The organism is Streptomyces liliiviolaceus (assembly GCF_018070025.1).
GTDB classification, from domain to species: Bacteria; Actinomycetota; Actinomycetes; order Streptomycetales; family Streptomycetaceae; genus Streptomyces; species Streptomyces liliiviolaceus.
In genome coordinates this window covers 1,551,649-1,572,643 of sequence record NZ_JAGPYQ010000002.1, presented here as the reverse complement: position 1 = coordinate 1,572,643, position 20,995 = coordinate 1,551,649, and the positions used below count along the sequence as shown (strand labels likewise).

Annotated in this window: 17 protein-coding genes and 2 pseudogenes; 14 read left to right on the top strand and 5 right to left on the bottom strand. The window is 70.0% G+C overall.

The window, feature by feature from the left end:
* Positions 1-23: 23 nt before the first annotated feature.
* The gene (locus J8N05_RS42360; RefSeq protein ID WP_210892728.1) at positions 24-1,337 is read right to left on the bottom strand and encodes an ABC transporter substrate-binding protein; all 1,314 of its coding nucleotides are present in this window, start codon (positions 1,335-1,337) and stop codon (positions 24-26) included.
* Positions 1,338-1,629: 292 nt separating this feature from the next.
* Here J8N05_RS42360 and J8N05_RS42355 point away from each other — a divergent pair, with 292 nt between their 5' ends.
* The 6 genes from J8N05_RS42355 to J8N05_RS42330 all read left to right on the top strand — a co-directional run bounded on the left by J8N05_RS42355 (position 1,630) and on the right by J8N05_RS42330 (position 8,897).
* Positions 1,630-3,351 carry a class I mannose-6-phosphate isomerase gene (locus tag J8N05_RS42355; protein ID WP_247706912.1) on the top strand — a complete coding sequence of 574 codons (1,722 nt, stop codon included), beginning with the start codon at positions 1,630-1,632 and terminating at the stop codon, positions 3,349-3,351.
* 53 nt (positions 3,352-3,404) lie between these two features.
* Positions 3,405-4,328 carry an ROK family protein gene (locus J8N05_RS42350; protein WP_210892726.1) on the top strand — a complete coding sequence of 308 codons (924 nt, stop codon included), beginning with the start codon at positions 3,405-3,407 and terminating at the stop codon, positions 4,326-4,328.
* Between the two features lie 55 nt (positions 4,329-4,383).
* Positions 4,384-5,427, top strand: a complete 1,044-nt coding sequence (locus J8N05_RS42345; protein ID WP_210892724.1) for a LacI family DNA-binding transcriptional regulator — start codon at positions 4,384-4,386, stop codon at positions 5,425-5,427.
* 137 nt (positions 5,428-5,564) lie between these two features.
* On the top strand, positions 5,565-6,893 hold the full coding sequence (locus J8N05_RS42340; RefSeq protein WP_210892721.1) for a glycoside hydrolase family 125 protein: 1,329 nt from the start codon (positions 5,565-5,567) through the stop codon (positions 6,891-6,893).
* Between the two features lie 50 nt (positions 6,894-6,943).
* Complete coding sequence (locus J8N05_RS42335) at positions 6,944-7,705, top strand: isocitrate lyase/PEP mutase family protein (protein ID WP_210892719.1); 762 nt, start codon at positions 6,944-6,946, stop codon at positions 7,703-7,705.
* A gap of 103 nt (positions 7,706-7,808) precedes the next feature.
* Positions 7,809-8,897, top strand: a complete 1,089-nt coding sequence (locus J8N05_RS42330) for a glycosyltransferase (protein ID WP_210894250.1) — start codon at positions 7,809-7,811, stop codon at positions 8,895-8,897.
* Between the two features lie 75 nt (positions 8,898-8,972).
* On the opposite strand, the gene J8N05_RS42325 is transcribed toward J8N05_RS42330, so the two are convergent.
* Positions 8,973-9,461: a MarR family winged helix-turn-helix transcriptional regulator gene (locus J8N05_RS42325; RefSeq protein ID WP_210894248.1), complete on the bottom strand. Its 489-nt coding sequence runs from the start codon at positions 9,459-9,461 to the stop codon at positions 8,973-8,975.
* A 148-nt stretch (positions 9,462-9,609) separates the two neighbouring features.
* Here J8N05_RS42325 and J8N05_RS42320 point away from each other — a divergent pair, with 148 nt between their 5' ends.
* The 3 genes from J8N05_RS42320 to J8N05_RS42310 all read left to right on the top strand — a co-directional run bounded on the left by J8N05_RS42320 (position 9,610) and on the right by J8N05_RS42310 (position 12,470).
* A complete protein-coding gene (locus J8N05_RS42320; protein ID WP_210892717.1) occupies positions 9,610-10,035 on the top strand; it encodes a Rid family hydrolase in 426 nt (141 codons plus the stop codon).
* A gap of 610 nt (positions 10,036-10,645) precedes the next feature.
* Positions 10,646-11,659 (top strand): chitinase, encoded by a 1,014-nt coding sequence (locus J8N05_RS42315; protein ID WP_210892715.1) that lies wholly within the window; start codon positions 10,646-10,648, stop codon positions 11,657-11,659.
* A 34-nt stretch (positions 11,660-11,693) separates the two neighbouring features.
* The gene (locus J8N05_RS42310) at positions 11,694-12,470 is read left to right on the top strand and encodes a polysaccharide lyase family 7 protein (RefSeq protein WP_407700006.1); all 777 of its coding nucleotides are present in this window, start codon (positions 11,694-11,696) and stop codon (positions 12,468-12,470) included.
* A 139-nt stretch (positions 12,471-12,609) separates the two neighbouring features.
* Here the strand turns inward: J8N05_RS42310 and J8N05_RS48245 are convergent.
* Positions 12,610-13,056 (bottom strand): annotated as a pseudogene (locus tag J8N05_RS48245) (pentapeptide repeat-containing protein); the annotation flags it as partial.
* A 129-nt stretch (positions 13,057-13,185) separates the two neighbouring features.
* A pseudogene (locus J8N05_RS47720) lies at positions 13,186-13,342 on the bottom strand (AAA family ATPase); the annotation flags it as partial.
* A 326-nt stretch (positions 13,343-13,668) separates the two neighbouring features.
* On the opposite strand from J8N05_RS47720, the gene J8N05_RS42300 reads away from it, so the two are divergent.
* The 4 genes from J8N05_RS42300 (at position 13,669) to J8N05_RS42285 (ending at position 18,187) form a co-directional block, all read left to right on the top strand.
* Positions 13,669-14,763, top strand: a complete 1,095-nt coding sequence (locus J8N05_RS42300; protein WP_210892710.1) for a sugar ABC transporter substrate-binding protein — start codon at positions 13,669-13,671, stop codon at positions 14,761-14,763.
* Between the two features lie 142 nt (positions 14,764-14,905).
* Entirely contained in the window at positions 14,906-15,691 is a 786-nt protein-coding gene (locus tag J8N05_RS42295; protein WP_210892709.1) for an ATP-binding cassette domain-containing protein, read from the top strand.
* On the top strand, positions 15,688-16,968 hold the full coding sequence (locus tag J8N05_RS42290) for a sugar ABC transporter permease (RefSeq protein WP_210892707.1): 1,281 nt from the start codon (positions 15,688-15,690) through the stop codon (positions 16,966-16,968). Before J8N05_RS42295 ends, J8N05_RS42290 begins: the two co-directional genes overlap by 4 nt.
* A gap of 13 nt (positions 16,969-16,981) precedes the next feature.
* Positions 16,982-18,187: an ROK family protein gene (locus J8N05_RS42285; RefSeq protein ID WP_210892705.1), complete on the top strand. Its 1,206-nt coding sequence runs from the start codon at positions 16,982-16,984 to the stop codon at positions 18,185-18,187.
* Between the two features lie 92 nt (positions 18,188-18,279).
* On the opposite strand, the gene J8N05_RS42280 is transcribed toward J8N05_RS42285, so the two are convergent.
* Positions 18,280-19,098, bottom strand: coding sequence for an endo alpha-1,4 polygalactosaminidase (locus tag J8N05_RS42280; RefSeq protein ID WP_210892703.1), 819 nt, complete (start codon positions 19,096-19,098; stop codon positions 18,280-18,282).
* A 467-nt stretch (positions 19,099-19,565) separates the two neighbouring features.
* Here J8N05_RS42280 and J8N05_RS42275 point away from each other — a divergent pair, with 467 nt between their 5' ends.
* Positions 19,566-20,957, top strand: a complete 1,392-nt coding sequence (locus J8N05_RS42275; RefSeq protein ID WP_210892701.1) for a M1 family metallopeptidase — start codon at positions 19,566-19,568, stop codon at positions 20,955-20,957.
* Positions 20,958-20,995 lie beyond the last annotated feature (38 nt).

The window sequence follows — 20,995 nt, the reverse complement described above, 5'->3', positions numbered from 1 at the left end:
GGGTCGGTCGGTCGTAGAAGTGCTCATGCCTCGTCGCGCCTCCAGGCTGCCCATTCGTCTTGTGCACGTTCCTGCATCCGGCGCAGCGTGGTCCCCGGCGAGGTCTGCCCGGCCATGAACCCGCCCAGGTCGTTGGTGTTGCCCTGGATGAGGCTCGGCGGGCTGGCCTCCCAGTAACGGATCAGCGGGATCCGGCGCTCCTTGGCGACGTCACGCTGCAGCTCGGCCACGACGGGGTTGTCCGACCGGACCGTCGGGTTGGCGGAGCTGTCCTGGAGGAAGTCGCTCCACACCCGCTGGACGGGCGGTGCGAGCCACGACCCGACGTTCGCGAGCGCCGCGTCGTGCGAGGAGGCGCGGGCGGGCACGGTGAAGACGCCCGACTCGGCGATCACACTCTTCGGCGTCGCGGACCGCACGGTGGGCAGGATGAACGCCCCGTAGTCCACGCCCGGCTTCATGCCCGCGGCGGTCATTCCCTGGGCCTGCCAGGTGCCGTGCAGGAACATGCCGACCGTCCCGGCCTTCAGCGCCCCCGGGCCCCTTGCCTGGTCGAAGTCGGGCGAGGTCATCCAGCCCTTGCGCATGAAGTCGTGCCAGACGTCCATCGCCTCGCGGGCGGGGGCGTCGGTGTACGAGGCCTTGCCGGTGACCAGTTTCTGGTAGAAGCGAGGATCCACCTTGGTGACCAGTTCCTGGAACCACTCGATCGCGGGCCAGCCGCCGACCTGACTGGCCAGGAACGGCGTGATCTTGTTGCGCTTGAGGACCTCGGCGCAGTGCAGCAGCTCGTCCCAGCTCCGCGGCTCGGACAGCCCCAGCTTCTTGAACACCGGCTTGCTGTAGAACAGCACGTAGTACGACTCGTACAGGGGGATCCCGTACACCTTTCCCCGGTACGACACCGCGTCCCGTGAGGCGCCGCGCACCCATCCCTTCGCCTGGTACTTCCCCCAGACGCCGGACAGGTCGGTCAGGCCGCCGGCACGGGCGAGCCGCTTGAGCTGGTAGCCCGAGGCCCACTTGACCAGGTCGGTGGCCTTCGACGTCTGCAGCGTCATCTGCACGACCTGCTGGTACGAGGTCACCGAGGGGTTCGACAGCGGCCGCAGCGCGTAGCCGGTGATCTTCTCCAGTTCGCGTCCGGCGGCCCGGTAGCCGTCGTCCCAGGTCGCGTTGTCGTTGGAGATGCTCGTGGTCCCCGGCTGCGCCGACGTGCTGTCTCCGCGGGCGCAGCCTCCCGCGGCGAGCGTGGCCGCGCCCGCGGCCATCCCGGCGAGAAGGCGGCGCCGGGCGAGCGGCGCGGCCGCACTTCGGGTCCTGCCCGATGCTGACATTGATCACCTTCACGGAAGCGAGCCATGTACATGGCCGAATGTGAACCACAGGGCACAGAGGTGTCCCGGAACGCCCGGGGTTGCCGAGTGGGTGTTGCGTGGAAGTTAACGACAACATCTCCGCAGTGGCAAGGGTCTGGTAGCCAGAAGAAGCGCGAGTGGACTCTCGCCTGCTGAAAAGGCCAGCTTGTGAAGCTGAATGCCGGTTCAAATGACCCCGGATCAAGGATGGACTCTCTCGGACAGGCGTTGTTATCGTTAACGCACCGACAGAGCCTATTGAGGAGCAGATGTGCAGTCCGCGTCTCGTTCGTACGATCCCCACCCCAGTTACGAACCGGTCGACGGCCAGGTGACCGCGGGGTGGCCGGCCGCGGTCGCCGCGCTGCCGCCCGGTCCGCTCGTCCTGGCCGTGGACGGTCCTGCCGCGCTGGACTGGGACGCCCTGACCGACGGCCTCACGGCCGCCGTGCGCATGGCGGGTCGGGAGCCACAGCGGTCGGACGTACGCGATCACTACGCGCCCTCCGCCGCCGAACGGATCGCAGCCCCGCCCCACCCCGCCGACGACCCGTTCTTCACCCCGCTGTCGCAGGCGGCCGTCGAGGACCTCTTCGACGCCGTGCCCCGGCCGGCAAGGCCCGCGGGCGACGGTGTGCTGCTGGTCCTCGGCCCGGGCGCGGCGCTCTGCGAACCGGACGTCCTCTGGTACGCCGACCTGCCCAAGCGGTACGCCGAAGCCGCCGTCGCCAAGGGCGAGCTGCCGGTCGGCGCCAACCTGGGCCGCTCCGGCGAACCGGGCGACCTGGTGCGGCTCTTCTACACCGACTGGCCCGTGCTGGACCGCCACCGCGACGCGATCGCCGGCCGGGTCGACCGATGGATCGACACACAGGACCCGGCGGCCCCCGCGTCCCTGGACGGTACCGCGCTGCGCGGCACGCTGCGCCACCTGGCGCACGGGCCCGTCCGCACGCGCCCGTACTTCAACTCCACGCCCTGGGGCGGCCGGTGGGCGGCGAGCGAACTGGGCTTCACCCCGCAGGCGGGCAACACCGCCCTCGGCTACGAACTGATCGCTCCCGAAGCGGGCGTGCTCGTCGGCCAGAAGGACGGAGCGCAGGTCGAGATCCCGTTCCAGCTGCTGTGCGTCGAGCACCCCGAAGCCATGCTCGGCGAAGAGGTGCACCGCCGGTTCGGCACCTCCTTCCCCATCCGCTTCGACTACCTCGACACGATGGGCGGCGGCAACCTCTCCCTGCATCTGCACCCCCGTGAGCAGTACATGCGGGAGGTGTTCGGCTGGCCGTACACCCAGCACGAGACGTACTACGTCACGGCGCACGAGGACGGCGCCCACGTGCTGCTCGGGCTCACCGAGGACGCGGACCCCGACGTCATGCGGCGCCAGGTGGAGGAGGCCATCGCCGACGGCACCCCGCTGCCCGTCCAGGACCACATACAGACGCACGAGTCGGTCCAGGGCCAGCTGTTCATGATCCCCGCGGGCACCCCGCACGCCTCCGGCGCCGGAAACCTTGTGCTGGAGGTGAGCGCGACCCCGTACCTGTACTCGCTGCGCCTGTACGACTGGCTGCGCAAGGACGCCGCCGGAGCGTCCCGGCCGTTGCCCTACGAGCACGGGTTCGCCAACCTGGACACGGCCCGGCGGGGGGAGGACGTGGTGAAGGACCTGATCCAGCAGCCGCGTACGCTGCGCGCCGGCGAGGGCTGGCGCGAGGAGGTCGTCGGCGCGCTGCCCGAGATGTTCTACGCCGTGCACCGGCTGGTCGTCGCCCCGGAGGCCGACATCACCGACGACACCGCGGGCCGCTTCCACATCCTCAACGTCGCCGCCGGCCAGGGAGCCGTCGTCGAGACCCATGACGGTCGCAGCCACTTCCTGGCCTTCGCGGAGACCCTCACGATCCCCGCCGCGGTGGGCCCCTACCGGGTGCGCTCCGTGGGCGGCGACGAGGTGCGGATCGTGAAGGCGCTGGTGGTGGAGCCGTGACCGCGGCCCCTACGGCCTCCGGTGCTTCCGCTGCCTCCGCGGGAGGACCGGTCGTGCCGGTCCCCGTCCTCGACGTCGGCGGTACGCACGTCACCGCCGCGCTCGTCGACCCCACGACCGGCCACCCGGTCCCGTCCTCGGTGATCCGCAGACCGCTCGGTTCGCACGCCGACGCCGACGGCATCCTCGACGACATCGCCCTGACCGCGCTGCAACTGCCGTTCGGACATGGCCCCTTGTGGGGTGTGGCGATGCCCGGACCCTTCGACTACGACACCGGGATCGGCCGTTTCACGGGCATCGGCAAGTTCGAGTCCCTGTCCGGCGTGGACGTGGGCGCCGGACTGCGCGGGCGCCTCCTCGACCGGGCCGAGCGGCTGTGCTTCCTCAACGACGCCGACGCCTTCGCCCTCGGCGAGCACCGGGCCGGGGCGGCCGAAGGACACGACCGCGTGGTGTGCCTGACGCTGGGCACGGGCATCGGCTCCTCCTTCCTGCGTGACGGGCGGCCCGTTCACGACGGCCCCGACGTGCCGCCCGCCGGTCATGTGCACCGGCTGGACATCGACGGCCGTCCGCTGGAGGACACGGTCTCGCGCCGTGCCATCCGCCTCCACCACGCCCGGCTCGCGGCTCCGCACCGGGAGCCTGACCCGCGCGAGGAGTTCGCCCTGCCGGACGTCCACGAGATCGCCGCAGCGGCCGAGCAGGGCGACACCGCGGCCGTGGAGGCGTTCCGCTACGCTTTCGACGCCCTCGGCAGGGCCCTGGCCCCGTGGATCGACCGCTTCGGGGCCACCGCGGTCGTCGTCGGCGGTTCCATGGCGCAGTCGTGGGATCTGATCCATCCGGCGTTCGCCCGGGGACTGGCTCAGGCCGACAGAGCGCCCGTACGCGTCCTGCCGGCCCGGCAGCCCGCGGCGGCACCGCTGATCGGGGCCGCGCACTGGGTCCGGAGCACGGCGGGCACTTCATGAGGACCGGTCAGGGGCGAGGTCGCCGCCGCAGGCCGACGGAGAAGGGGGGACGGGCATGACCGCTCGTCGAGGCGGCGGGCCGACCATGCACGACGTCGGGAAGCTCGCGGAGGTCAGCGCCATGACCGTCTCCCGCGTACTGAAGAACGACCCCGGTGTGTCCGAGGCGACCAGGGAACGTGTCTTCGCCGCGGTGGACCGGCTGGGCTACCGCCGCAACGAGACCGCGCGCAGCCTGCGGCTCGGCGGCAGCGGGATGATCGGCCTCGTCGTCACCAACCTCGCCAACCCCTTCTACTCGCGTCTCGCGCTCGGCGTCCAGGAAGTCGCCACCGAGTACGGCTTCCGGATGGTGCTCAGCAACTCCGCCGAGCAGGCCGACCGGGAGCCCGGCCTCGTCGACGGCCTCGTCGACCACCAGGTCGAAGGGCTCATCGTCGTCCCCGCGGGCAGCAGGCAGCAGCACCTGGCCGCCGCCATGCGCCATGTACCCGTCGTGCTCGCCGCCCGGCCGCCCGCCGGGCTCGACACCGACTGCGTACTGGTCGAGGACTTCCACGGGGCCCGCGAGGCCACCGCCTGTCTGTTGGCCGAGGGGCACACCCGCATCGCCTTCCTGGGCAATCCGCCCTCGCTCTACACCGGGGCCGAACGGCTGCGCGGGTTCTGGGCGGCACACGACGAGGCAGGCGTCGAGCCCGACGGCGCCCTCATCCGGCAGGGCCTCGTCGACGCCGCGACAGCCGAGGCGGCGACCCTCGAACTGCTGGGACGGCCCGACGCCCCCACCGCGTTGTTCTGCACCAACAACCGCATCAGCCAGGGCGCCATCCGGGCCCTGCACAAGTCGGGAGTCACCCTGCCCCTGGCGGGCTTCGACGACTTCGACCTGTCCGACATCCTCGGCCTGCCGCTGACCCTCGTCTCCTACGACGCCGACGAGATCGGCCGGGAAGCCGCACGCCTGCTCATCGACCGCCTGGGCCACAAGGACGCGGAGCAGCCCCCTTCCCGCCGCGTCACGATCCCCACGCGCGTCGTCCGCCACGGCGTCCACGCCGACGGCCGCCCTGTCGGCACACCGCGGACCGACACGTGAGCAAGTCGCGCAACGCGTCACGTGATCAAGCCACGTGAGCATGTCGCGTAGGCAAGCCATGTAAGCAAGTCGCGCAACGCGTCACGTGACATGACACCTGAGTCACGCGACAAGGCACATGAGAAGAAGGGCCGACCATGCAGTTCCCCACGAGTGTCGAGGACCATCCGCTGGTTCGGCGCGCGGTGCGGCACCTCGACGCCCTCGGTGACCCGCGCTACGGACAGCTGCTGGTGCGCTGCCTCGACGACACCCTCGCGCGCACCATCCGGCCCATGCCCGACGGCAGCGCGTTCGTGGTCACCGGCGACATCCCCGCCATGTGGCTGCGCGATTCGTCGACCCAGCTGATGCCCTACCTCGCGCTCCTCCAGGACGACAAGGGCCTGCAGGATCTGGTGGCCGCCGTACTGGCGCGCCAGTTCGACCAGATCCGGCGCGACCCGTACGCGAACGCCTTCAACCCCGAACCGTCGGGACGCGCCCACGACGGTGACGACCTGTGCGAGGACCCCTGGGTGTGGGAGGAGAAGTACGAAGTCGACTCCCTGGCCTTCCCGCTCCTGCTCGCCCACCGCTTCTGGCGGGCCACCGGCCGCACCGACCACCTCGACGGGGCGGTGCGCACCGCCCACGCCGTGCTCACCGTGTGGCGCACCGAGCAGGACCACGAGCACCTGTCCTCGTACCGCTTCGTTCGGTCCTCCGGCCCGGCGAGCGACACCCTGCCCGGCGACGGCCGGGGAACACCCGTGGCCCGGATCGGAATGACCTGGAGCGGATTCCGGCCGAGCGACGACGCCTGTACGTACGGGTACAACGTGCCCGCCAACCTCTGCGCGGCAGCCGCCCTCGACGCGACGGCCGAGATGGCACACCAGGTCGGGGACACGGCACTGGCTGCCGATGCCACCGCCCTCGCGGCCGAACTGCGCGCAGGGGTCGCCCGCCACGGAACCGTCGACCACCCCGACCACGGCACGATCTACGCCTACGAAGTGGACGGCCTCGGCAACGCCCTGCTGATGGACGACGCGAACATGCCGAGCCTCCTCTCCCTGCCCCTGGTCGCGAACGTGTCGACCGCCGACCCGCTGTACCGCGCGACGCGCGAGTTCGTCCTGTCCCCGGCCAACCCGACCTGGTACCGGGGGGCCGCGGCCCAAGGAGTGGGCAGCCCGCACACCCCCGAGGACCACATCTGGCCGATCGCCATCGCGGTGGAAGGGCTGACCGGCGACGACGACGCGGCGCGGCTCGCGGCGCTGCGCACGCTGGCGGACACCGACGCGGGCACCGGTGCCATGCACGAGTCCTTCCACAAGGACGATCCGGGCCGGTTCACCCGGCACTGGTTCTCCTGGGCCAACGCGATGTACGCGGAACTGGCCCTGGACGTGGCCGGCCTCGGGACCCGCTCCCTGTGGTCCCATCCTGCTCCGCGCCCGCCGGCGCCCCCGGCGTGAACCTGCCCGCCCGCTCGTGGTCGGTGGCGATCCGGAGGTAGGTTCTCGACATGGACTTTCGTACCAAAGTAGAGCGTGCTCAGCGCCTCAAGCAGCTTCATGCCGATCACCAGCCGCTCGTGCTGCCGACCGTCTGGGACGCCTGGTCGGCGCGCACGGCGGTCGCCGCCGGGTTCCCCGCGCTGACGATCGGCAGCCACCCGCTTGCCGACTCCCGGGGGGCCGAGGACCACGAGGGGCAGACCTTCGAGGAAGTACTGGCCGCCGTCAGGCCCATCATCGCCGCGGTCGACGTCCCCGTGTCCGTGGACCTGGAGGCCGGGTACGGACAGAAGCCCGCGGATCTCGTCGCCGGACTCATCGAGGTCGGCGGCGTCGGTCTCAACGTCGAGGACACCGTCCACTCGGACGGCGGACGCGTGCGCAGCACGCAGGAGCACGCGAGTTACGTCGCCGGCCTGCGCGCGGCGGCCGACGACGCGGGCGTGCCGGTATGGGTCAACGGGCGCACCGATCTCTTCATTCATGCGAAGGACGCCGCCGGTGTCCTCGACGAGGCGATCGAGCGCCTGCGGGCCCTGGAGCAGGCCGGCGCCGACAGCGTCTACCCGGTGGGCATCCAGGACAACGACGAGCTGCTCACCGCGGTGACCGGTGCCGTCGCCATTCCCGTGAACTCCACGGCCCATCCCGTCAAGCACGACCTTGAGCGCTTCCGCCGTCTGGGCGTCGGCCGGATCACCTACGGCCCGCTGCTGCAGATCGCGTTGACGGACACGATGAAGGACATGCTCGGGCCTTGGGCGCCCTGACGAGCTGATCGAGCGTGGGGCGCCCGCGGGGGCCCCCCACGCTTCCGAGACAGCTCGACCGTCCGTCTTCGGCGTCATACTGTCCCGCGTGCGAGTAGCGATCATGACGGCGGGTTCGCGGGGTGATGCCGCGCCCTACACGGGACTCGGGCGCGGGCTGCACCGCAATTCCACCGGGATCGGCAGACTGGCCCGGATGGTCGGGATGACACGCTCGCTCGTGGAGCGGATGACGGACGACCTGGTGGCCGCCGCCGGATCGGCCGACGTACTGCTGCTGTCCAGTTCGCTGGGACCCCTCGGTCACGCCGTCGTCGAGGGGCACGGCCTGCCGAGCATGGGCGTCTACCTGCAACCCCTGTCACCGAAAAGGGAGTTCGCGCCACCGGTGACCGGCACACGGTCCCTGGGGTCGGTGGGCAATCGGCTCGCGGGGCGTGCCGTCGACGTGGCCGTGGACCAGATCTTCGCCGACGCGACACGGGCGTTGCGGACCCGGCTCGGTCTGCCGCCGCTCGGCTCGCGTGCCGCCCGCCGGGCCCGTGAGCGGCGCGACTGGCAGGTGCACCACGGATTCAGCCCGCTGGTGGTACCCAGACCGCGCGACTGGCGACCCGGCCTCGGCGTCGCCGGTTACTGGTGGCCGTACGACCAGGACCGTCAACTCCCCGACGAGCTGCGGAACTTCCTCGACGAAGGGCCCCCTCCGGTCTTCTTCGGGCTGGGGAGTGCCACCGTGCCGGACGCGCAGCGGCTGGGCGAGGAGGTCGTACGGGCCCTGCGCGCGGCCGGGGTCCGGGGTGTCGTGCAGCGGGGCTGGGCCGGGCTGTCCGTCACCGGCGACGACATGTTCACCGTCGACGAGGTCCCGCACGCGGCGCTCTTCCCGCGGATGGCCGCGGTGGTCCATCACGCCGGTGCGGGAACGACCGGGGCGACGCTGCGCGCCGGCGTGCCGGCCGTGCCGGTGCCGATCCAGTTCGACGAGGCGTTCTGGGCCGCGCGGCTCGTCTCGCTCGGCGTGGCCCCGGCGGCGGTTCCGCTGCGCGGGCTCACCGCGGACGCTCTCGGCGCCGCCGTGGCACGAGCCGTGACCGACCCCGCCCACACGGCGCGAGCGAGGAAACTGGCGGACCGGCTCGGCGGTGAGGACGGAGTACGGCCCGTCCTCACCGCCGTGGACCGCCTGTGACCAGGAGTCCGAGGGCGAGCAGTCCTTCGCCGACCGCGGCGCCTGCTCGTCCCGGACCGTCGTACGGGACCGCTGTTAGCCGAAGTCGTCGGGGACGATGCGGAGCTTCTGCGCGATGCGGGCGAGCGCCTTCTGGTCGGTGCTGTTGAGCGAGTCGAGGACCATGCGGCGTACGGCCCGCAGGTGTGTGGGCGCTGCTAGACGCACGATGTCGAAGCCGGCGTCGGTGAGCTCGGCGAGGGTGTAACGCCCGTCGGCCGGGTCGGGTGTCCGTACGACCCAGCCGCGCTGTTCGCAGCGTTTGGTGACGTTGGACAGGCGGGAGAGCGACCCGCTGGCGAGGAAGGCGAGCTCTCCCATCCGCAGTTTGCGCTGCGGGGCCTCGGAGAGGTGGCTGAGCACGAGGTACTCGAACAGGGTGAGGCCGTGCTCCTGCCGCAGCGGCGACTCCAGCTTGCCGGGCAGCAGCAGGATGAGGGAGATCATCCCCGTCCACGCCGCCTTCTCCTGCTCGTCGAGCCATCGCAGCTCCTCGTCGTCCTCGTGCTCGCCCGCGCCGCTCATGGACCCTCCCGTGCTGGTCACGAATCTCCCTGCTCTCCGGCGAAGCCCGCCATCGCTTTACGCTTGAAGTCATTCCGTGTTAAGTTCACTTTACGCGTGAACTCATGGATGGGGAAACGCGCCCCTACGAACAGGAAGAGGAAGCATCATGAGCACTGTCACTTTCGGCGTGGTTCCGGGCTACGGCGAGAAGCTGCACGACGCCCTCGGCTACAGCGGGGCCGTCCGCGTCGACGACCGGGTCGAGATCTCCGGTCAGGCCGGAGTGGATGACGACCTGGTCATCCCCGACTCGCTGGAGGATGAGATCATCCAGGCCTTCGACAACGTGGAGCGCACGCTCGCCACGGTCGGCGCGACATGGAAGGACGTCATCCACGTCAACTCGTACCACAAGGTCGCGCCGGGAGAAGACATCATCGGTGACGACCACAACTTGGTCATGGCCGAGCAGTTCCGTCGTCGTCTCGACGGCCGCGCGCCGATCTGGACGGAGACCGGCGTCACGGTCCTCGGCCTTGCCGCCATGCGTGTGGAGATCCGGGTCACGGCCATCGTCGGCTCCGGGAACTGAACCATCACCTGCAACGACCGAACCGCGGTCACCATGGGTTGGGCCGTGCCTCATCGCCGCGATGGCTGCCCGGTTCGGTCGGCCCGTCCGCCCGCTCATGCGCAACGCCGTCGCCGCCTCCGGTCGGGCTGCGGCCTGCCGCGGCCCAGGCCACGCCTGATGGTGGACGGGTTTTCGGCGGCGGCGTTCGCCACCAGCCGACGACCGGCTGGTGGTGGGCGGGGCCCGGCATTGCGGCTGGAACGCTTGTCGGGGTGATCGGGGTGATCGGGGTGATCGGGGTGATCGGGATGATACGGCTTCGCGGCGGGCGGCCGGCGCCCGATCGAACCGGCCGATCTGCTTGAGGGGCGGCCGCGGAGGCACCCGCTGTGTGCCCGAACTGCTGTGGACCGTACGGCCCTTGAGGCGGCTGCCCGGCGTGACGGAACAGGAACTACGGGGCACTGGCTGTGGGCCATTGCCGGCCCGCTCCGTACCTCTTGACGCCCTTGGTTCAGACCTTTAAGTTCTCCCTCGCACCGCATGTTCACAGGTGAACTTATCGTTCACCGACATGAACGAGCCTCCCCCCACCGTCTGTTCATGACGAAAGGCTGCGATCACCCCCATGACCGTGCGAACCCGTACTCGTTCCCACGCCCTGCGCGGCGGACTCGCCCTGGCGGCCCTGCCCCTGGCGGCAGGTCTCCTCGCCGCCCCGCACGCCGACGCCGCCCCGGCGGCCCCCTCGCCCGCCGTCGCCCCGGCGGCCCCCTCGCCCGCCGTCGCCCCGTACCTCTACAACGGCTGGGGCAACCCGCCCAGCCCGACGACGATCACCCAGGCCACCGGCGTGAAGTCGTTCACCCTCGCCTTCATCCTCAGCAATGGCTACTGCAACCCGCAGTGGGACGGCAGCCGTCCGCTCACCGGCGGCGTCGACCAGCGCACCATCACCACGATCCGCAACGGCGGCGGCGACGCCATCCCGTCGTTCGGCGGATACAGCGGCAACAAGCTGGAGAGCTCCTGCTCCAGCGCGAGCGAACTCGCCGCCGCCTACCAGAAGGTCATCGACGCCTACACGCTCAAGGTCATCGACATCGACATCGAGGCCGCCGCGTACGACAGCCCCACCGTGCAGCAGCGCACCGTCGACGCCCTGAAGACCGTCAAGTCACGCAACCCGGGCCTGAAGGTCCACATCACCATCGGCACCGGGCAGAGCGGCCCCGACACCAGCCTGATCAAACGCGCTGCCGCGTCGGGCCTGTCGACCGACAGCTGGACCATCATGCCCTTCGACTTCGACGGCGGAAGCCAGAACATGGGCACCCTGACCCTGCGCGCCGCCGAGGGTCTGAAGACCGCGCTGAAGCAGGCGTACGGCTACAGCGACGACCAGGCCTACCGGACCATGGGCATCTCCTCCATGAACGGCGTCACCGACCAGAACGAGAAGGTCACCGTCGCCGACTTCCGCACCATCCTCGGCTACGCCCAGCAGCACCACCTGGCCCGGCTCACCTTCTGGTCCGCGAACCGCGACCGGCCCTGCACCGGCGGCGACTCGGAGAGTTGCTCCGGCGTCGCTCAGGCCGCCTGGGACTACACCCGTGTCTTCGCCCAGTACACCGGCTGACCCCCCACCGTTCCTCGTCGCCGAAGGACCACACATGATGCGCTTCAAAGCCCTGGCCACCGCCACCGTCGCGGGCCTCGTCGGTACGATCGCAGTCCTGAGCACCGGCAGTGCCGCCGCGGCCGACCCGAACAAGGCCCCGGGTGGCAACTTCGACCTCTCCGTATGGCAGTTGCAGGAGCCCGTCGGCTCTCCCGGCTCACCGACCACCATCTCCTCGTCCCGGCTCCAGGGTGCGAACGGCTTCCAGGACTCGTACTTCTACACCGACACCCGGGACGGGGCGATGACCTTCTGGGCCCCCGAGAAGGGCGTCACCACGCCCAACTCCAAGTACGCACGCTCCGAACTGCGGGAGATGAACCGCAACGGCAGCGCCGCCGACTGGTCGCTCAGCGGCAACCACCGCATGAACGCGACCCTGCGCGTGGTGTCGGTGACCTCCAACGTGTGCGTGGGCCAGATCCACCTCGGCTCCGGAGGGTCCTCCACGAAGCCGCTCATCGAGCTGTACTACCGCGCCAACGGCGACATCGTGGCCGGCATCGAGAACTCACCCGCCGGCGGCCAGACCCCGCACACCGTCGGCCACGTCTCGCTCGGCAAGACCTGGACGTACTCCATAGCCGTCTCCGGCGGCCGCACCATCGACCTCACCGTCAACGGCAGCACCACGCACTACACGATCCCGACCTCGTTCGACCCGTACAAGCAGTACTTCAAGGCCGGTTCGTACAACCAGTCCTCCTCGGAAAGCACGACGAAGGGGGCCCGTGTCGCCTTCTACGGCCTGACGGTCTCCCACAACTGACGTGGACCGGGGGTGCACGCCATGGACGAGCACCCCCGGCCGACTCAGCCACGACGGGAACCGCACGCAAGCCTCGTCCGTGCCATCGCAGGAGGGAGCGGTGGCCTGGCCGGGCGGCTTGCCGAAGGTGTGTCTTTCCGAAGTTGATCGCGGTGCCGGTGCGCACCGCCCTGTGGAAGTGGACCGCGCCGCTGGAGAACACCGCCCCGCCGAGGCCCCCGCCGTTGAACGTGACGCCGGTGAAGTCGAAGTTGTGGCCCTGCCGGGGCTCTTGACGGCCGAGGGGGAGTCGGAGGTAGGCGCACAGGACGTCGATGCACGTCTGGCGTAGTCCCCGGGTGGGTGCATCGTCGGCGAGGCCGGTCAGTGCGTGAACACCGCCGAGGCGTACGGCTGCGGATGCGTCGCCGAGCTGGGAGACGGCGGTGGTGAAGCGTTCGGTGTGCAGGCGCGTGGCGTCGCGCAGGGCGCCGTCCTCGTCGACGCGCTGACGTCGGTAGGCCACCACCAGGGCGACCAGGGCTCCCGCGCCGGCCACGGCGCCGAAGGCGAGTTTGACCAGGTCGAACAGCGTTGCCGCGTCGATAGCCTGCCCAGGCGTGCGACTGATGAGCAATGGCTCGCCCAGCGACCGCAGTTGACCACAGTTGCAGCGGCGCCGCGAAGCGAGCGCTGTTCAGCTTTGCGGCTGACGCGCCCCGCGACCGCCATCGGTCAGGCCGAGCGACAGGAGCCGTCCTTCCAGGACCTCCCGCTTGCCGTTCGTCTCCGGTTCGCTCGCCGAACAGCGGAATCATCCATTCATCGGGCGTCGGCCGAAGCGTGTCGTGCTCCTCGGCCGACTGCCGTGCCCGGGTGGCCCTTCCGGCCCCGTGCCGTGCCGGTGAACCACGACGTGAAGTGCGCGGCGATGTGCGACATCCACCACCACGTCAAGACCAACGCCCACCCGGACACCTTCAGTTCGCCGCGTTGAGGCAGCGTCACCTAATTGTTATGGCGGATGACAAATAGCGCTTCCCGCGCTCTGGGCACGGAGTCCGGAGCGTCGTAAGTTCCCGCTCACAACATTCAGTCCGGGCGGATCACCCGACACCCGGCAATTCCTCCGAGAGCGCGCTCCTCGGTTTCCTCCTCCCCGCCCTCGTACGCCCGGTCGTGCGGTCGTCCGGTCGTGACACCAGAAAGGACCCTGCCCATGCGCAAGGGATTCCTCCTCCTCACCGCCGCCTCGGTGGCGCTGGCCAGCTCGCTCACTGCCTGCGGCGACTCCTCGTCGGACGACGGTGACTCCGGTTCCGGCTCCAAGCCGAAGATCGGTGTGATCCTTCCGGACAGCAAGTCCTCGCCCCGCTGGGAGACAGCGGACCGCAAGTACCTCTCCGAGGCGTTCAAGGCGGCGGGCGTCGAGTACGACATCCAGAACGCGCAGAACGACAAACAGGAGTTCCAGACCATCGCTGACCAGATGATCACCAGCGGTGTGAACGTCCTGGTGATCGTGAACCTGGACAGCGGCACGGGCAAGGCGGTTCTGGACAAGGCCAAGGCGCAGGGCGTCGCCACGATCGACTACGACCGGCTCACCCTCGGCGGCTCCGCCCAGTACTACGTGAGCTTCGACAACGTCGCGGTCGGCAAGCTGCAGGGCGAGGGCCTCAGCAAGTGCCTGACGGACATGAAGGCCAAGAAACCCATCATCGCCACCCTCAACGGCTCACCGACCGACAACAACGCCACGCTCTTCGCCGAGGGCTACAACGGCGTTCTCGATCCGAAGTACAAGTCGGGCGAGTACGTGAAGGGCCCGGACCAGTCCGTCCCGGACTGGGACAGCGCCCAGGCCAACACCATCTTCGAGCAGATGCTCACCAGCCAGCCCAGGATCGGCGGCGTGCTCGCCGCCAACGACACGCTCGGCAATGCGGCCATCGCCGTCCTGCGCAAGCAGAACCGCAACGGTGATGTGCCGGTCACCGGCCAGGACGCCGGCGTGCAGGGCCTGCAGAACATCCTCACGGGCGACCAGTGCATGACCGTGTACAAGGCCGTCAAGAAGGAAGCCGACGCCACGGCCAGGCTCGCCATCTCTCTCGCCAAGGGCGAAAAGGGCGACACCAACGCGACCGTCGAGGACCCCGAGGGTAAACGCAAGGTCCCGTCCGTGCTGGAGACACCGGTGGCCATCTACAAGGAGAACATCCAGGACGTCGTGGACGACGGCTTCGTCACCAAGGAGGAGCTGTGCAAGGGCAAGTACGCCGCCCTGTGCACCCAGGCCGGCATCAAGTAGCCCCGAGCGGCCGACCGGACCGTCACCACCCCTGGTCCGTCCTAGCGGGCCGGCCCGACCGGCCCGACCGGCCCGACCGCGGGTCCCGGGACTTCCAGTTCCCCGGGGCCCGCGGCCTCACGACCCCAAGGAGCCGTCTTCCATGACAGTGACCCCCACGACCCCGATCCTTCGACTGCGCGGGATCGACAAGAGCTTCGGCGCCGTGCAGGTACTGCACGACGTGTCCTTCGACGTCCGTCCGGGAGAGGTGACCGCCCTTGTCGGAGACAACGGCGCGGGCAAGTCCACCCTGGTCAAGTGCATCGGCGGGATCCATCCGATGGACGGCGGCGAGTACTGGTTCGAAGGCGAGCAGGTCCAGGTGCACAGCCCGCGCGAGGCGGCTGCCCTGGGCGTCGAGATCGTGTACCAGGACCTGGCCCTCTGCGACAACCTCGACATCGTGCAGAACATGTTCCTAGGCCGCGAGAAGCGCCGGGGGCTCGTCCTGGACGACACGACGATGGAGGAGATGGCCGCGCAGACCCTCGAAGGGCTGTCGGTCCGCACCGTCAAGTCCATCCGCCAGCAGGTCTCCAGCCTCTCCGGCGGCCAGCGGCAGACCGTGGCCATCGCCAAGGCCGTGCTGTGGAACAGCAAGGTCGTCGTCCTGGACGAGCCGACCGCCGCGCTCGGTGTCGCCCAGACGGCACAGGTCCTCGAACTGGTCCGGCGGCTGGCCGACAACGGTCTCGCCGTGGTCCTGATCTCGCACAACATGAACGACGTCTTCGCGGTGTCCGACCGGATCGCCGCGCTCTACCTGGGCCGGATGGCCGCCCAGGTGAGGACGTCGGACGTGACGCACTCCCAGGTCGTCGAACTCATCACCTCGGGCCGCAGCGGAGACCTCGGCCTCGCCCAGAGCAACGGAGTCACCGCATGACCGCAGCAGTCGTCCCCGAGAAGCCGGAACTGCCGCGCGGTCCCGGTACGCCGAAGAAGAACAAAGCGGCCTCGGCCGCGAGCCTGCGCTCGGTCGCCCGGAACTACGTCGACCGGGTACGGGGCGGCGAGTTGGGCGCCCTGCCCGCCGTACTCGGCCTGATCGTCCTGTGCGTGTTCTTCGCCGCCCTGCGCCCGGTCTTCCTGTCCGAGCTGAACTTCGCCAACCTGCTCACCCAGGGCGCGGGCAGCATCGCCATCGCCATGGGTCTCGTCTTCGTCCTCCTCCTCGGCGAGATCGACCTGTCCGCGGGATACGCCAGCGGGGTCTGCGCCGCCGTCCTCGCCATCCTGCTCACCGACCACGGCTGGCCCTGGTACGGCGCGGCCGGCGCGGCGATCCTCACCGGCACGGTCATCGGCCTGCTGCTCGGCCTGCTGGTGGCGAAGGTCGGCATCCCCTCGTTCGTGGTCACTCTGGCCGCCTTCCTGGGGTTCCAGGGCATCGTGCTGATGCTGCTGAAGGAAGGCACCAACATCTCGATCCGCGACGAGACGATCCTGGCCGTCGCCAACAACAACCTCTCCCCGGCGCTGGGTTGGGTCCTGCTCGCCGTCGGTGTGGGGGCGTACGCGGCGATCCAGTTCCGGCAGAGCCGCAACCGCCGGCGGCGCGGGCTCGCTCCCGCTCCGGCCGCCCTGCTCGCGGTCAGGATCGGCGGCCTGGCGGTGCTCGGCGCGGTCTCGGTCCACCTGCTCAACCAGGAGCGCAGCCGCAACGTCATCGTCGACTCGCTCAAGGGTGTGCCGATCGTGGTGCCGGTCATCGCCGTCCTGCTGGTCGCCGGTACGTTCCTGCTCCAGCGCACCTCGTTCGGCCTGCACATCTACGCGGTGGGCGGCAACGCCGAGGCGGCCCGCCGGGCCGGCATCAACGTGGCCGCCATCAGGATCTCCGCGTTCGTCATCTGCTCCTCCCTGGCCGCGGTCGGCGGCATCATCGCCGCGTCCCGGGGCAACTCGGTGGACCCCAACACCGGTGGCAGCAACGTGCTGCTGCTGGCGGTCGGCGCCGCCGTGATCGGCGGGACGAGCCTGTTCGGCGGGCGGGGCAGGGTCCTCGACGCCGTGCTCGGCGGGATGGTCGTCGCGGTCATCCAGAACGGGATGGGCCTGATGGGGTACAGCTCAGGGGTCAAGTACGCTGTCACGGGTTCGGTTCTGCTGGTGGCCGCAGGCGTGGATGCGCTGTCCCGTCGCCGGGCCGTACGACGATGATGTCTGGGGTGCCATGAAAGCCGGTCCCTCGCAGGAGGAGATCCGCCGGCACAACCTCGGCACCCTGCTCCGTCATGTGCACATCGGCGGGTCCATGTCGCGTGCCGTCCTGGCCGAGCGCATGGGGCTCAACCGCAGCACCATCCTGGGCCTGGTGAGCGAGCTGGGCTCGGCCGGCCTGGTCCGCGAGGAACTGCCCCGGGACACCGGCAGGGCCGGCCGGCCGTCCCTGGTCGTACGGCCCGAGTCCGACCGCGTGTACGTTCTCGCCTTCGACGTGGGAGTGGACCGGCTGGCCGCCGCCCGCATCGGCCTGGGCGGGGTCTTCCTCGACCGCAGGGAGACCCCCGTGCTTCCCGGCCGGCGCGACGCGGGGAAGGTGGCCGAGGTCCTCGCCGGCTCCGCGCTGGACATGGTGGACGCGGCAGGGCCCGGCACCTACTGCGTCGGTGTGGCCGCCGCCGTCCGCGGGATGGTGCGCCGGCCCGACGGTCTCGTCCGCGCCGCCCCCCATCTCGGCTGGGAGGACGAGGAGTTCGGCGAGGACCTCATGCGCCTGCTGGGCCTGGGGCTTCCGGTCTCCGTGGGCAACGAGGCCAGCCTCGGCGCGCTCGCGGAGCATCTGCGCGGGGCCGGGGCCGGCTGCCAGGACCTCGTGTACCTGCACGGCGACATCGGCATCGGCGGCGGAGTCGTCACCGGCGGCCAGTTGCTGGCCGGCGACCAGGGGTACGGCGGCGAGATCGGGCACATGGTCGTCAACCCGCGCAACGGCAGGCTCTGCGGCTGCGGGGCGCACGGCTGCCTCGAAGCCGAGGCGGGGGAGCGCGCCCTGCTGGAGGCCGCGCGGCGCGACCCGTCGGCCACCGGCCGGGAAGCCGTGCACGCCGTCGTCGAAGCGGCGGACCGGGGCGACATCACGGCCCGTGCCGCCCTGCACGACATCGGCGACTGGCTCGGCGTCGGTGTCGCCAACCTGGTCAATGTGCTCAACCCGCGCACGGTCGTCTTCGGCGGGACGCTCCGCGAGGTGTTCCTCGGCTCGGCCGCCCAGATCCGCAGCCGTATCAACCGCATCGCCCTCACGGCCTCCCGCGAGAACCTGCGGCTGCGGGTGGGGGAACTCGGCGACGACGCGGTGCTCGTCGGAGCCGCCGAACTCGCCTTCTCCGAGATCCTGGTCGGCCCCCTGGAGACGCTGGCCCGCGCCGGGGCGTAGCCCGAACCGGACAGGGGACGGGGGAGGGACCGGCTCGCGGATGGAGCCGGCCCCTCCGGTCACGTCAGCGGCTCAGCGGACCTCAGTGGGTCTCAGCAGGCCTTGCGCACGTATCCGCTGCCGCCGGGGGCGGTCACCAGCACATCACGCAGGACGACGCTGAGACGCCCGCCCCACTGGGCGCACGTCTCGTCGAAGTACTTCTGCTGGTACTCGATCACGATGACGTCGTCGTTGAAGCCCTCGGTGTAGTCGCCGCACTCCTTCCACTCGCCGCACTCCTCGGCGACGGCGAAGTCCAGGCCGGTCGCGGAGCGCTCGGTGGAGAGTTCGGGCGTGTTCTTCTGTCCGATGGCCAGGCCCTTGTCGTGGGCGTGGTCCGCGAGCAGCCTGACGAACGCCTTGGCGTTGGCCTTGCTGATCAGGTCGGTCCGGGTGAAGGAGTCGAGGTTGTCGGGCTCGACGGCGTCGAATCCCTTGTCGGCGCAGGCGTCGATCCAGGTGTTGACCTTCGCGGCGACCTGCTGGCGCTTGGCGGCGGTGCGGATGTCGAGGAAGGCCTCGTCCCAGTCCGGGTCGTAGACGACCTCTCCGTCCGCGTCCGTCAGCAGCAGGTCGCCCCACTCGTCCTCGGCTCCCGGCTGGGCCTGGAAGGCGTTGATGTAACAGATGTTGTACAGGCCCGCGGCCGGGGAGGCGGTGTGGTCGCGGGAGACGACCTCGACGTCGGAGGCCGGGGTGTAGGCCTGGCCGATCTGGTAGTCGAAGGGCGCGTTGGCCGGGGGCAGTTCGACCGCCGGAGCGGCGGCGTTCGCGCTCGACGAGACGAGCAGACCGCCGACGACGGCACACGTCAGGGACGCGGCCACGACGGCGGGCTTACGGGATCGCACGCGATGGGCGTGGGGCATGTGGAGCTCCAGAAGGTGGGGGTACGTCCCCGCCTCGGACCGCGCTTGAATGCGTCCGTCCTGGCGACTGTGTCCGGACTTGCGGTTGCAGGAACCGCTTTACCGGCTGGGCGTACCTCTGGCGCCAGGAAGCTGATGTTGGCGCTCCAGGGAGTAAACCGAGCGGCCCCGAGCCATGTCAACCGGCCGGTTCCGGTTGCGGAACGTTCACCACCAAACTCGTCTTTGGCACCGAGCGGTCCGCTTTCTCGACCAGTTGAGGCACTTTGATCGCGAGCGCGGACGGTCCACGGAGAGCCGCGCGGAAGCGAAAAGCAGGCTTCCCGGAGGTCAAGGGTCCGACGTCAACTGGCCTGTAAAACCTGATGACTTGGTAAAAATCCGGCACCAAGTCATGTACACGCCCATTCGGGGGAGTGCAGAGTCTGCGTGTCCGTTTCATCGGAACACGCGCGAAGGGACGACTCATGACACTCTCCCGTTCGGCACGTCTGGGGGTACTGGCCACAGCCGCCGCCTCCTTCTGCCTGATCGCCGCCGCACCCGCGCCCCACCCGGGCGCCGACGGCGTGGGCGACCCGTACTTCCCCCAGCTCGGCAACGGCGGATTCGACGTACGCCACTACGGCCTCGACGTGGCGTACGACCCCGACACCGACCGCCTCGACGGCCGCACCACGATCACCGCGCGCGCCACCCAGAACCTCTCGTCCTTCGACCTCGACCTCCAGAAGCTGGAGGTGACGAGGATCGAGGTGAACGGCAGACGGGCGCAGTTCACGCGCGAGGGCGACGAGATCCGCGTCAGCCCGCGCGACAGCCTGGACAAGAACAGGACGTTCACCGTGACCGTCACCTACGGCGGTGTGCCCGAGCCGCTGAGCGGCCCCATCGTCTTCGGCTCCGACTACGGCTGGATGAAGACCACCGACGGCGTCTTCGTCGCCTGCGAGCCCAACGCCGCGTCGACCTGGTTCCCCTCCAGCGACCACCCGGGCGACAAGGCCGCCTTCGACATCCGCATCAAGGCTCCCAAGGGTCTGACCGGGGTCTCCAACGGCCGTCTGGTCGGCACGTACGACAAGGACGGCCAGACCGTCGCCCACTGGCGCGAGACCCAGCCCATGGCGACGTATCTCGCGACGGCGACCATCGGCAGGTTCGACGTGAAGCAGGGCACGACCCCGGCGGGCACCCCGATCTACGTCGCCATCGACCCCGTCCTGGAGAACAGCAACAACGTCGACGTGTACGGCCTCACGGCCGAGGCGACCGACTACTGGTCGAAGGTCTTCGGCCCCTACCCCTTCGAGGAGACCGGCGCGATCGTCGACGACATGCCGCAGGCCGGCTTCTCCCTGGAGACCCAGACCAAGCCGGTCTACTCCGCCGTCCGCAGCGAGTCGACCATCGTCCACGAACTCGCCCACCAGTGGTTCGGCGACTCCGTCTCCGTGGAGAAGTGGCAGCACATCTGGCTCAACGAAGGCTTCGCGACCTACTCCCAGTGGCTGTGGAGCGAGCACAGAGGCACCCAGAGCGCCCACGACGCCTTCCTCGCGGGCTACAACGCGCGCCCCGCGGAGGCCGCCTTCTGGCAGACGGTCGTCGGCGACCCGCAGCGCGACACGATGTTCGCCTCCGCCGTCTACCAGCGCGGCGCGATGACGCTCCAGGTCCTGCGCGAACGCATCGGTGACAAGGCGTTCTTCAAGCTGCTCCCGACGTGGACCAGGCAGAACCGGTACGGGAACGTGAGCACCGACGATTTCGTCCGGCTCGCCGAGAAGATCTCGGGCCAACAGCTCGACGACCTCTTCCAGACGTGGCTGTTCACGAAGGGCAGGCCCGCCCTGTAGCGGATGGCAGCCCCCGTGTCGGTAAGCCGGCCGGCGGT